We start from the raw sequence: 11,531 nt of genomic DNA, 5'->3' as shown, positions 1-11,531 counted from the left end.
AGGGGAGAGGCTGTGGGCAGGTGGGTCAGCCGGTCAAAGCCGACGGCCTTCCCTGCTCGACGGGTTGGGTGGAATCCAGGTGGGCCCAGGCGATCAGCCGGTGGCTGTGGCCCCACTCCGGCTCGCAGGTGGTCAGGGTCAGATAGCGTCCGGGCCCCCGGTAGCCGGACTTCTGCGGTACGGGGTCGATCACGCCGATGTCGCCGGGCAGCGTCGTATAGGGACGGTTGTCGATGCGGTAGGTGAACCAGGTCGTGCCGTCGGTGAGGACTACGGCGTCTCCGGGGCGGAGTTCGGGGAAGTCCTTGAAGGGATCGCCGTAGGTGCGGCGGTGGCCGGCGACGGCGAAGTTGCCGATCTCGCCGAGCCGGGCGGTGCGGTCGTAGTGGCCGAGGCCGCGCTGGAGGACGCCGACGGTGGTGCCTTGCAGGACGGGTTTGGCCCAGTCCGCCCCGAGCCGCGGGATGTACATGACGGCGAAGGACTTTCCGGGCTCGTAGGGGCGGGGCCCGGCGGTGGTCGGAGTGGCGGGCCGGCCGGCGGGGGCGGTGACCGAGCCGGCCGACCACTGGTCCTGGAGCCTGCCGATCTCACCGGCCATCGCGCTGTCGGCGCGTACGCCGGTCCAGAAGAGGAGGTAGACGACGAAGAGGACGATCAGCGTGCCGGCGGTGACGCAGATTTCGCTGACCGCCCGCACGATCCACCGCACCGTCATCCGGACCGCCCCTCCCCGCCCCGCGGGGTGCGGGCTACGGCTTCACAGGCTGTGCGTAGTGGAGATCCACTGTGCCGGAGTAGCCGGGAAGAGTCACCGCCTCGTGCTGGTCGACTTTCCAGCCGAGGCCGTAGGCGTTGACGTACTGCAGGTAGTTCTGGATGGCGGGGGACGCGGTCAGCGCCCGGTTGAGGGCGTCGCGGTCGCCGACGGCGGTGATCTTGTAGGGCGGTGAGTAGACGCGGCCCTGGAGGATCAGGGTGTTGCCGACGCAGCGGACGGCGCTGGTGGAGATCAGCCGCTGGTCCATGACCCTGATGCCCTTGGCGCCGCCGTGCCACAGGGCGTTCACCACGGCCTGGAGGTCCTGCTGGTGGATGACCAGGTCGTTGGGCTGCGGCTCGGGGATGCCGGGAATCTTGGCGGTGGCGTTCGGCGGGGCGTCCATGAGCGTGACGGTCAGGCCCGGGCCGGACAGCGGATCCAGGCCGGCGGCCTTCTCCAGTTCCTTGAGCCTGGTCTGCTCGGCCGTGGAGGCGCTGCTGGTCTCGCGCCGGGCCAGCGCGTCGACCTCCGCGCGCAGGGCGGCGTTGCGGCCGTCCTGGGCCCCGTTCTTGTGGCTGCGTTCCTGGATGAGGTCGGACAGCCGCAGCATCGAGTCGTCGGAGCGGAGGTTGGTGCCGCGGGCGGTGTCGAAGCTCAGCCAGAACAGCAACCCGGCGAGCGCGAAGACGACGAGGGTGAGGAGTCGGACGGGCCGCAGCCGCGGGCGGGCCGGACGCCCGGGGGAGTCAGCGGAATTGCTCAACGTACCCTTACTCCTTACGACGCCGCGGAAGCACTACGCTAACGGACGCCCGGGAAGGAAATCCGTTCCCATCGTGTCCGTACCCTGGCTCCCGTTCCGTACCGCCCCCGCACGGATGGGGGCACCGCCCGCTCGCCGTGGAGAGCGGGGGAGCAGCACATCGACAGGAGAGTTCCTCGTGCCGAAGTCACGGATCCGCAAGAAGGACGACTTCACGCCGCCGCCGGCGAAGACCACCGCCCTGAAGATGAACTCAGGCCGTGGCTGGGTCGCGCCGCTGATGCTGGCGATGTTCCTGATCGGCCTGGCGTGGATCGTGCTGTTCTACGTGTCCGAGGGCGATCTGCCGATCAAGGCGATGGGCAACTGGAACATCGTCTGCGGCTTCGGCTTCATCGCGGTGGGCTTCGGCATCTCCACGCAGTGGAAGTAGCGCAAGCCCTGCCCAAGGCCATCCACACAGTTATCCACAGCCGGGGAAAACTTCAGAAGATCTGTGGATAACCTTCGGGAGGTTGACGCCGGTGTGACCGGCGGTAGCCGTCCGCGGACCGCGTCTCCCCCTGTCCTTCCTGGGGAAACGCAGACCGGCGGGGCCCGGGAGGATCTTCCGCACAGCATGCACAAGATCCGCCACGCACTGTGGACAACGTGGCGCGGTGGTGTGGGTAGAGCCCTCAGCCCACCAGCTGAAGGGTCCGTACCCACACCACCGCGACGATCGCGAGCAGCGCCAGCACACACGTCCCGGCGTGCACCAGCGTCCGGCGGTCGCGCGGCGCGTGCACCATCCCGAACGCCACCGCGGCGCCCACGACCAGCCCGCCGACATGCGCCTGCCAGGCGATGTTCGGCCACAGGAACGTGAAGGCCAGGTTGAGGCCGAGCAGGATCAGCACCGGCTTCATGTCGTAGCGCAGCCGGCGCATCAGCACCGCCGTCGCGCCCAGCAGCCCGAAGATCGCGCCGGACGCCCCCAGCGAGGGCTGGTTCTGCGCGGCGAGGAGATACGTCAGGGCGCTGCCGCCGAGGCCGGCGAGCAGGTAGAGGGTGAGGTAGCGGAGCCTGCCGAGCGCCGCCTCCAGGGGCGGGCCCAGCCACCACAGCGAGAGCATGTTGAAGGCGATGTGCGGGATCTGCTGGTGCAGGAAGACCGCGGTCAGCAGGCGGTACCACTCGCCGTGGGCGACGCCGACGAGCTGGTAGTGGCTCGGGTCGACGGCCAGTCCGAGCATGTCCAGCCGGTCGACCAGGCCGCTGCCGGCCGCCAGGACCGCGACGAAGACGGCGGCGTTGACGCCCAGCAGGATCTTGGTGACCAGCCGCGGGTCGGCGGTGACCGTGCCGCCCGCTATCGTGCGCGGCGCGCTCGCACCCGGCGCGTGGCCGGTGCCGCCGCCGTTGCGTACGCAGTCCGGGCACTGGAAGCCGACCGAGGCACTGACCATGCACTCCGGGCAGATCGGCCGGTCGCAGCGGGTGCAGCGGACGCCGGTCGTCCGGTCGGGATGGCGGTAGCAGCCGGACAGGCCGTCGCGGCCGTGCGCGTCCTGCGGCTCCTGCGGGCTGCCTGGCACCTGGTCCATGTCCCCTTGTCCTTTTCTCGCCTGAGCGCGTGAACACACCGCCCCGCCCGGTGTACGACCGGACGGGGCGTAATGGTTCCCCCGGACGTCGCCGGGGCACAAGACGCGCCTCAGCGGGTCTCGACGACCACCGACTCGATGACGACGTCCTTCACCGGACGGTCGGTGCGCGGGTTGGTCTGCGTCCCGGCGATGGCGTCCACGACCTTCTTGCTGGCGTCGTTGGTGACCTCGCCGAAGATGGTGTGCTTGCCGGTCAGCCACGCGGTCGGCGCGACGGTGATGAAGAACTGCGAGCCGTTGGTGCCCGGACCGGCGTTGGCCATGGCGAGCAGGTACGGCTTGTTGAACGCCAGGTCGGGGTGGAACTCGTCGGCGAACTCGTAACCGGGGCCGCCGGTGCCGTTGCCCAGCGGGTCACCGCCCTGCAGCATGAAGCCGCTGATGACCCGGTGGAAGACGGTGCCGTCGTAGAGGCGGTCGGTGGACTTCTTACCGGTCGCCGGGTGGGTCCACTCCCGCTCGCCGTTGGCGAGTTCGACGAAGTTCTTGACCGTCTTGGGTGCATGGTTCGGCAGGAGCCGAATCTCGATGTCGCCCTGGTTCGTCTTCAGGGTGGCGTAGAGCTGCTCAGCCACGATCTACCTTCCATAGTCTTCACTGACGGTCCCTGATCCTCGCACGAAGCGCCCGCCGAGCGCCCGGCCGCCACCTCTTGACGGCGTTCGTACTCATTTCTCGCGCGGGATGCGGCGCAGCGTGGCATGGTCGTCACAAGGCTCCGGAAGGTCCCCGATGACCCGGATGCCCGCTCACACATGCCGTACGACGCCCGAGCGGGCATGCTCGTCAATCGGGTGGACAGGCGACAGAGCAGCAACGGGGCAGCAGCCCCCGCTACCCGGACACACCGCCGAGGAGGAGGATCCCCGTGACCCGCAAGGACAGCGTGCGCGCCGCGACCGGCACCGCCAAGGACAGCGTGCGGCACGCAGCGGAGGTGGTGGCTCCCTATGCCGGTACGGCCAAGGACGCCGCTGTCCAGTACGCACACGAGGCCCGTACGCGGCTGGCCCCCGTGGTGGTCGAGGCGGCGCACCAGGCCCGCTCCCAGTACGACGCCCATCTGTCCCCGCGTATCGAGCACGCCCGCGGCGCGCTGCCTCCCAAGGTGGACGAGGCGGCGACCCGGGCCGCCTGCCGCACCCGCAAGGCGGCCCGCCAGGCGGCCGACTACGCCGCCCCGCGGCTGGAGAACGCCGTGGACAGCGCCCGCGCGGCGGCCGAGCCGGTGCGCGAGGAGGCGCTCGCCCGCGGCACCGCCGCGCTCGCCGCGCTCCGCGGCCAGGTGACCGCCGCGGAGATCGAGAAGCTCCACAAGAAGCAGCACCGGCGGGCGGCCTGCGGCAAGGCGGCCAAGCGGCTGGCGCTGCTGGGGATCGTGGTGGCCGGCGCGGTCGCCGCCTGGAAGTGGTGGGACAAGCAGGCCAACCCGGACTGGCTGGTCGAGCCGCCGGCCCCCACCGAGGTCGGCGAGCGCGGCCATCTGAGCGCCGTCGACGGCAGCGAGGGCGCCCCGCTCGACCCCGAGGTCCAGGCCAAGCAGGCCGAGGCCGACGACGACGAACGGGGCGGCGGCTCCACGGCCTGATCCGCACCGCCATGGGCCGCGCTCCCCCACGGGGGCGCGGCCCATGGCGTGCGGCCGCTCAGGACGCCTCGGCCCGGTGCTCGGCCGCCGGCAGCGGATCGGCGCGCCGGGCCACGTCGAGGAGGGCGTGCAGCGGGCGCTCGGCGAGGCCGAGGCGGGGGCGCCACTGGGCGACGATGCTGACCGGGCGGAGCGGTTCGGTCAGCCGCAGCGCGACCAGCTCCCCCGTCTCCAGCTCCCGCGCCACCGCCAGCTCCGGCAGCAGCGAGACACCGCGGCCGTGCCCGGTCAGCCGCAGCAGCGCGGACAGCGAGCCGGTGATCATCGCGAGGTGCGCCCCGGCGAGCAGGTCGCGCCCGAAGCGGTCCACCAGCATCTCGGAGGTGCAGCCCGGCTCGGCGACCAGGAAGTCGTACGCCAGCAGCTGATCCGGCGTCACCTGCGCGCTCCCGGCCAGGGGATGGCCGCAGGACGCCACCAGCATCGTGCGGTCATGGCCCACGACCACGTGCGGACCGACCGACCGCCGCCCGTTGTCGTACTGGAACGTCACGTCCAACTCGCCCGCGCCGAAGGCCCGTTCCACCAGGCTGCGGCTGCCGACCGTCAGCTCGACCTCGACGTCCGTACCGGGGCCGCCGGCGCCGTACTCCAGCGCCGCCAGCACCTCCGGCATCCAGGCGTGCGCCAGCGACTCCTGGGCGCCGATGCGCAGCCGGGGCCGGTCGCCGAGCGCGGCCCGGCGCATCCGCTCCTCCAGCTCCAGCGCCTCACGGGCGTGCGGCAGCATCCGGCGCCCGGCGTCGGTGAGCGTCGCACCCGTGCCGGCGCGGACCAGCACGGCCGCGCCCAGCTCCGCCTCCAGGCGCTTGAGCTGTGCGCTCACACTCGACTGCGCATAGCCCAACTCCTGGGCGGCGGCGGATATTCCGCCGTGATCGGCGACGGCGACGAAGGCACGCAGATATCGGGAGTCCACCCCACCAGCATGCCACCGCCATCGGACATTCCGATGGGGCCATCGAGAGTGCGGCGTCGCCGAACCCCGGCCCGCCGGGCCACCGTTCCGCCATGACCACCGATGCCATGGCGCGCTGCGCCGCCGCCGCACCGCCGGCGCCCGTACGGTCCCGGCTCGCCTTCGCCGGGATCGCCGCCGGAAACCTGCTCGTCCTCCTGGACACCTCCATCCTCAACGTCGCCGTCCCCGACCTCCAGCACTCCCTCCACCCGGCCGCCGCCGCACTCCCCTGGACCGTCGACGCGTACACCGTGGTCTTCGCCGGACTGCTCCTCGCGGCAGGCGTGTTCGCCGACCGGTGGGGCGCACGGCGGGTCTACGTCACCGCCCTCAGCGCCTTCGCCGTGCTGTCCGTACTGTGCGCCGCGGCGCCCGACGCGGGGTCGCTGATCGCCGGACGGGCCCTGCTGGGAGCCGCCGGCGCCGGGCTGGTCCCCGCCTCGCTCGCGCTGCTGATCGCCCTCAACCCGGACCCCGCCCGGCGCACCCGCGCCATCGGGGCCTGGGCCGCACTGAGCGGCCTGGGCGCCGCCGCCGGGCCCGTACTGGGCGGCGGGCTGATCGAACTCGGCGGCTGGCGGCTGGTGTTCCTCGTCAACCCGCCGCTCGCGCTCGCCGCCCTGCTGCTCGCCCGCCGGCTCCCGGCGCCGGCCGCCCGGTCCGCGGGCACCGCCCTGGACCGCTCCGGGCTGCTGCTGTCCACCGCCGCACTCGCCGCGCTCACCTTCGGCCTGGTCGAGGCCGGCATCGCGGGCTGGGCCGCGCCGTACGCCTGGGGGCCGATCGCCGCTGCGCTGCTCGCCGGCGCCGCGCTGACCGCCGTGGAACGCCGCGCCGCCGCTCCCGTACTGCCGCCCGCACTGCTGGCCCTGCCCCGGGTGCGGGCCGCGATGCTGGCCGCCGCGGTGTCCTGCTTCGCCTACTTCGGCGCGATGTACCTGCTCGCCGTCCGGCTCCAGCACGCCTACGGGCTCTCCCCGTTGGCGGCCGGCCTGGCGTCGCTGCCGCTCACCTTCCCGGTGTGCGTGATGCCCTTCTTCACCGGCCGGCTGGTGGCCCGGCACGGGGCCCGTCCGGTACTGCTGACCGGGATGTCGGCCACCGCGCTGGCGGGGGCGCTGCTGCTCCTCGCCGGCGGCGGGCACGCCCCGCTCGCCGTGATCGTCGCGGCCGAGCTCGCCCTCGCCGCCGCGGGCACCCTCTCCATCCCCGGCGCCGCCGCGGAGATGGCCGTCGCCGCGCCGGCCGAGCTGGCCGCGACCGGCCAGGGCGCCCTCAACGGCATCCGGCAGGCGGGCTCGGCGCTCGGCGTCGCGGTCCTGGGCGGCCTGCCGGGCGCGGGCGGCGTGCTCGTCGTCATCGGATCGGCCGCGGTGCTGCTGGTCTTCCGCGCGGGCTCCACCGCCCGACGGTGACGGCGAACGCCGCCCGCCGCACCGGCCCGCGGGCCGCGGGCCGCGGGCCGCGGGCCGCGGGCCGCGGGCCGCGGGCCGCGGGCCGCCGCACTGAACACGCAGGCGCTCGGGGACGGCATGACGTACACCACCGCCCAGCGGCTACGGGCGCACTCGGACGTGCTGCACGGGATCCAGGGGACCCACCGGGGGAACAAGAGCCGCCTCGCACCCCGTGAACAGGGGGCCGCAAGGCTCTTCGTCAGCGCCGCCGTGCTGGCACGTCAGCACGGAAAACCGGGACAAAAAGACCCCCCCAACCGCGTTTCCGCAGGTCAGAGAGGTCTGATGGAGTGGAGCCTAGGGGAGTCGAACCCCTGACATCTGCCATGCAAAGACAGCGCTCTACCAACTGAGCTAAGGCCCCTTCGCGGAACAGGGTACCCGGTGTGGGCGTGCTTTCCCGACCGGGTATCGCCGCACACCGTGGCTCTCCGTAGGATGCTTCGCGAGATTCGCGGCAGCGAAGCGCGATCGGGGAGACAGGGGAGACGGCATGGACGCAGCACAGCAGGAAGCCACCGCGCGGGCCCGGGAGCTCCAGCGCAGTTGGTACGGGGAACCTCTGGGCGCGCTGTTCCGCCGGCTGATCGACGACCTCGGGCTCAACCAGGCCCGGCTGGCCTCGGTGCTCGGCCTGTCCGCCCCGATGCTGTCCCAGCTGATGAGCGGGCAGCGCGCCAAGATAGGCAACCCGGCCGTGGTCCAGCGGGTCCAGGCGCTCCAGGAGCTGGCCGGGCAGGTCGCGGACGGCAGCGTCAGCGCCGCGGAGGCCACCGACCGGATGGAGGAGATCAAGAAGACGGCGGGCGGCTCGGTGCTGAACAACACCGCGCAGACCACGTCCTCCACGGGAGCCACCACGGTGCGCCGGGTGGTCCGCGAGATCCAGTCGCTGCTGCGGTCGGTCTCCGACGCCGGGGACATCATCGAGGCGGCGACCACCCTCGCCCCCACGCACCCCGAACTGGCAGAGTTCCTCAGGGTCTACGGTGCCGGCCGCACCGCGGACGCGGTCGCCCACTACGAGGCGCACCAGAGTTAGCCGGGGAGCGTTGGCCAGCCGAGAGTCGGTCGCAGGGGACTCGTGAGCCAGAAGCGGACGGGGCGCAATGGGTGAGATCTTCGCCGGTCGGTACGAGCTCGTGGATCCGATCGGACGGGGCGGAGTGGGCGCGGTCTGGCGCGCCTGGGACCACCGGCGGCGCCGCTACGTGGCGGCCAAAGTGCTCCAGCAGAGCGACGCGCACACGCTGTTGCGCTTCGTCCGCGAACAGGCGCTGCGGATCGACCACCCGCATGTGCTGGCCCCCGCGAGCTGGGCCGCGGACGACGACAAAGTGCTGTTCACCATGGATCTGGTGCACGGCGGCTCGCTGGCCCATCTGTCCGGCGACTACGGCCCGTTGCCGCCGCGGATGGTCTGCACCCTGATGGACCAGCTGCTGGCCGGACTGACCGCCGTACACGCCGAGGGCGTGGTGCACCGGGACATCAAACCGGCGAACCTCCTGCTGGAGGCGACCGGCACCGGCCGCCCCCATCTGCGGCTCTCCGACTTCGGCATCGCGATGCGCAAGGGAGAGCCGCGGCTCACCGAGACCAACTACGTGGTGGGCACGCCCGGTTACTTCGCGCCCGAGCAAATGCTCGGCGCCGAACCGGACTTCCCCACCGACCTGTTCGCCGCCGGACTGGTCGCGCTCTCCCTGCTCACCGGCGTCAAGCCGGATGCGGAGGCGCTGATCCGGCACTTCGCGGACCACGGCATACCGAACGCCCCCGAAGGAGTACCGGAACCGCTGTGGCAGGTGCTGGCCTCACTGGTGCACCCGGATCCGGACGCCCGCTTCAAGACCGCGACGGGAGCCCGGAAGGCACTGCTGGCGGCGGCCGAGCTGCTGCCCGAGGCGACGATCGAGGACGAGGTCGTCGAGGTCTTCGACCACATCGGGCCGCTGCCCGCCGGATTCGGGCCGGACGGGCCGCTGCGCCCGGCCGGCGGCGACGGCGCGACCGGCAGCACGGCCGTGGCCGCCTCCGGGACCGGCGAGCCGGCCGCCGCCGGGCCCGGCTCCCTGTCGGACACCGGGAGCTTCCAGCTCGCGCCGCCGGAGCCGCAGATCCCGCCGCAGCCGAGCACCCCGCCGACCCCGGCGCCGCTGCCGCCGGGACCGCCGCCCGCCCGGAACATCCCGGCCCCGCCGAGCACCCCGCCGCGGACCCCCGCCCCGATGCCCCGCTACGAGCCGACCGCCGCCGGCCACCCGGAGGCGTCCGCGACCCGCCCGTACACCACCGGGCAGCCCCCGCTCCCCGGCCCGCCGCAGGGCGCCGCCCACGCCCCGGTGACGCCTCCCCCGGGCTCCGCCGCGGCGCCGCGTCCCGACGTCCCGGACCGCAGACCGGGACCGCCCCCGAAGGTCACGATCCCGGTGCTCGTCGTGGCGCTGCTGTGCATCGCGGTCGGCCTCTGGGCCCTGTTCGCCGCCTGACGCGGGGCCTGCGGGCCAGGCGCTGTCGATGGGGCAGGGCCGGGGCGCCGCGGCGACGGCTGTGTCGGCTGCGGCCTTGGTCCCGGGCCGCGGCGCGGCGGCCGCGGAGAAGTAGGCGTTGCCGGTGGCGCCGAGGGAGACGGCGTCGTACTTGGTCTCACCGCGCTTGACGGTCTCGGCGTGCTGCCCCGGCGCGAGCTGCGGGGCGTTGGCGGTGTCCGCGCTGCCCTTGACCGCCGTGCCGTCGGGCGCCATCGCCTGGCCCGGTAAGCCGTCGGCCGCGGCCGTGCCCACGGTGCCCGGTGCGAGCGCCGGCCCGGTCAGCACTGCCAGGGCCGCGAGCCCCCGGGCGGCGCCGCCCGCCCCTTCAGCACGAGCCGCTCTTCCGCGGATCCGCCGCCGCACCGGCCGGCCGCGGCTTCCGGCGGGCCCAGACGTACGACGTCCCGAGGCCGGCCAGCAGCAGGACGCCCACCACGCCGACGGACACCCCGGCCACGCGGATCGCAGGCCATCCGCCGCGGCCCGCCGCGGACCCCGAACCCCCGCCCGTGGCAAGGCTCTTGACCGCGGTCGCCGCCGCCTCCGGTCCGGCCTTCTCCTTGCCCAGGACGGCGACCCGCAGCACCAGGTCGATCTGCGAATTCTGGCTGATCTGGGCGGCCCTGGCGCCCAGCGTGACCGCGATGTAGAAGTCGCCCTTGGCGTGGACGGGGATGACGTCGGGGTGGGTCTCGTAGCGGTTGGCCCAGGAGACCGGCACGGTCCCCATCTTCAGCGACGCCGCCCGCCCGTTGTAGGGCACCTGCGGGATGAACTGGCCGGTGCCGCTGCCGACCGGCGCCCGGTACGGCGTGTAGACCTGGGTGCTGCCGAAGGACGTCCTGGTGACGGTGCCCTTGGCCTTGGGCTCTTTGGCGAACTCCACGTCGTAGCGCAGCTGCTGGCCCCAGCCGACCGGCACCTTGTACCAGAGCGTCCGGGCCGGAAGGATCCTGTCCTGCCAGACGCCCTGGTGCAGCAGGCGGGCGTCGTTGAAGCCGGTGCCGCCGGAGACCTCCTCGGGGGCGGTGGTGGGCAGCGTGGCGTCCTTGCCGCCGGCGCCGTAGTCCGGCTCGGACGGGGCGGGGGTGACGCCCTTCGCCAGTGGTGGTTCCACGTGAAACGTCAGCTCCAGCGGCCAGCGCGCGGCGCCCGCCGCCTTGGCCGCCGTGCGCTCGACGACCAGCCAGTACCGGCCCGCCTTGTCACAGCTGTTGGTACCGCGCTGCGACGGGATCCGGCTGACGGCCGAGGTCAGCGGTGCGCCTCCCTCCCGCTGCCCGAACATCGCCGTCGTGGACTCGCAGGAACCGTCCGTGCCGTACACGACCTTGGTGTGCAGCGCGTCCGGGGAGTCGACCGCCGCCCCGGGCGGCGGGACCGCCGTCGCCGAGAAGTCGGCCGCCGACGCCGCGTCCAGGTCGGTGGCGTAGTACCGCTCTTCGTTGGGGCCGATGCTGTCCAGATACTGCCCCGGCGCGATGGCCGGCGCGCTCTGCCGGTCGGCCGTGCCCTGGACCGGCTTACCGCTGAACCGGTAGCCGGGCGCGGAGAGTTGGCCGGATCGCTGCACATGGCGGGAGAGCGCCCGGGCGCCCGGGGCGTCGTACGCCCTGCCCGTGCCCTCGGCGGCCGGCGCAGCGGACGGTGCCGCCGCGGCCGGGAGGACCGCCGCGGTGAGGGCCACGAACAGCCCCCCGAACGCCGCCACCGCCCCGCGGCATGGTCGTCGTGCCATGTCGTCCCCCTCGCGTCC

Annotated in this window: 11 protein-coding genes and 1 tRNA gene; 5 read left to right on the top strand and 7 right to left on the bottom strand. The window is 73.3% G+C overall.

Annotated elements, in window-relative coordinates:
* Positions 1 to 25 precede the first annotated feature (25 nt).
* Positions 26 to 718, bottom strand: a complete 693-nt coding sequence (locus tag GR130_RS00110; RefSeq protein WP_159502822.1) for a class E sortase — start codon at positions 716 to 718, stop codon at positions 26 to 28.
* Positions 719 to 752: 34 nt separating this feature from the next.
* On the bottom strand, positions 753 to 1,526 hold the full coding sequence (locus GR130_RS00105; protein ID WP_159502821.1) for a DUF881 domain-containing protein: 774 nt from the start codon (positions 1,524 to 1,526) through the stop codon (positions 753 to 755).
* Between the two features lie 178 nt (positions 1,527 to 1,704).
* On the opposite strand from GR130_RS00105, the gene crgA reads away from it, so the two are divergent.
* Positions 1,705 to 1,959 carry a cell division protein CrgA gene (crgA, locus tag GR130_RS00100; protein ID WP_043265204.1) on the top strand — a complete coding sequence of 85 codons (255 nt, stop codon included), beginning with the start codon at positions 1,705 to 1,707 and terminating at the stop codon, positions 1,957 to 1,959.
* A 244-nt stretch (positions 1,960 to 2,203) separates the two neighbouring features.
* Here the strand turns inward: crgA and GR130_RS00095 are convergent, their stop codons facing one another.
* The gene (locus tag GR130_RS00095; protein WP_159502820.1) at positions 2,204 to 3,112 is read right to left on the bottom strand and encodes a rhomboid family intramembrane serine protease; all 909 of its coding nucleotides are present in this window, start codon (positions 3,110 to 3,112) and stop codon (positions 2,204 to 2,206) included.
* A 110-nt stretch (positions 3,113 to 3,222) separates the two neighbouring features.
* A complete protein-coding gene (locus GR130_RS00090) occupies positions 3,223 to 3,750 on the bottom strand; it encodes a peptidylprolyl isomerase (protein WP_159502819.1) in 528 nt (175 codons plus the stop codon).
* Between the two features lie 293 nt (positions 3,751 to 4,043).
* Here GR130_RS00090 and GR130_RS00085 point away from each other — a divergent pair, with 293 nt between their 5' ends.
* Complete coding sequence (locus GR130_RS00085; protein ID WP_159502818.1) at positions 4,044 to 4,763, top strand: DUF5324 family protein; 720 nt, start codon at positions 4,044 to 4,046, stop codon at positions 4,761 to 4,763.
* A 58-nt stretch (positions 4,764 to 4,821) separates the two neighbouring features.
* Here the strand turns inward: GR130_RS00085 and GR130_RS00080 are convergent, their stop codons facing one another.
* A complete protein-coding gene (locus GR130_RS00080) occupies positions 4,822 to 5,742 on the bottom strand; it encodes a LysR family transcriptional regulator (protein ID WP_159502817.1) in 921 nt (306 codons plus the stop codon).
* A gap of 92 nt (positions 5,743 to 5,834) precedes the next feature.
* On the opposite strand from GR130_RS00080, the gene GR130_RS00075 reads away from it, so the two are divergent.
* Positions 5,835 to 7,199, top strand: coding sequence for an MFS transporter (locus GR130_RS00075; RefSeq protein ID WP_159502816.1), 1,365 nt, complete (start codon positions 5,835 to 5,837; stop codon positions 7,197 to 7,199).
* A 333-nt stretch (positions 7,200 to 7,532) separates the two neighbouring features.
* Here GR130_RS00075 and GR130_RS00070 read toward each other — a convergent pair.
* A tRNA-Ala gene (locus GR130_RS00070) sits at positions 7,533 to 7,605 on the bottom strand.
* 129 nt (positions 7,606 to 7,734) lie between these two features.
* On the opposite strand from GR130_RS00070, the gene GR130_RS00065 reads away from it, so the two are divergent.
* Positions 7,735 to 8,283 carry a helix-turn-helix domain-containing protein gene (locus GR130_RS00065; protein ID WP_043265208.1) on the top strand — a complete coding sequence of 183 codons (549 nt, stop codon included), beginning with the start codon at positions 7,735 to 7,737 and terminating at the stop codon, positions 8,281 to 8,283.
* A gap of 67 nt (positions 8,284 to 8,350) precedes the next feature.
* Positions 8,351 to 9,733, top strand: a complete 1,383-nt coding sequence (locus GR130_RS00060; RefSeq protein WP_159502815.1) for a serine/threonine-protein kinase — start codon at positions 8,351 to 8,353, stop codon at positions 9,731 to 9,733.
* 367 nt (positions 9,734 to 10,100) lie between these two features.
* On the opposite strand, the gene GR130_RS00055 is transcribed toward GR130_RS00060, so the two are convergent.
* Positions 10,101 to 11,513 carry a hypothetical protein gene (locus GR130_RS00055; RefSeq protein ID WP_201304758.1) on the bottom strand — a complete coding sequence of 471 codons (1,413 nt, stop codon included), beginning with the start codon at positions 11,511 to 11,513 and terminating at the stop codon, positions 10,101 to 10,103.
* Positions 11,514 to 11,531 lie beyond the last annotated feature (18 nt).

Source organism: Streptomyces sp. GS7 (assembly GCF_009834125.1).
In the GTDB taxonomy this organism is placed as follows: Bacteria; Actinomycetota; Actinomycetes; order Streptomycetales; family Streptomycetaceae; genus Streptomyces.
The sequence above is the reverse complement of the archived record's forward strand: the minus strand, read 5'-3'. Positions and strand labels throughout refer to the sequence as shown.

Excerpts from the sequence above, each read along its gene's own strand:
- GR130_RS00110 (WP_159502822.1), bottom strand. The coding sequence starts at position 718 with ATGACGGTGCGGTGGATCGTGCGGGCGGTCAGCGAAATCTGCGTCACC.
- GR130_RS00095 (WP_159502820.1), bottom strand. The coding sequence starts at position 3,112 with ATGGACCAGGTGCCAGGCAGCCCGCAGGAGCCGCAGGACGCGCACGGC.
- GR130_RS00075 (WP_159502816.1), top strand. The coding sequence starts at position 5,835 with ATGACCACCGATGCCATGGCGCGCTGCGCCGCCGCCGCACCGCCGGCG.
- GR130_RS00065 (WP_043265208.1), top strand. The coding sequence starts at position 7,735 with ATGGACGCAGCACAGCAGGAAGCCACCGCGCGGGCCCGGGAGCTCCAG.
- GR130_RS00060 (WP_159502815.1), top strand. The coding sequence starts at position 8,351 with ATGGGTGAGATCTTCGCCGGTCGGTACGAGCTCGTGGATCCGATCGGA.
- GR130_RS00055 (WP_201304758.1), bottom strand. The coding sequence starts at position 11,513 with ATGGCACGACGACCATGCCGCGGGGCGGTGGCGGCGTTCGGGGGGCTG.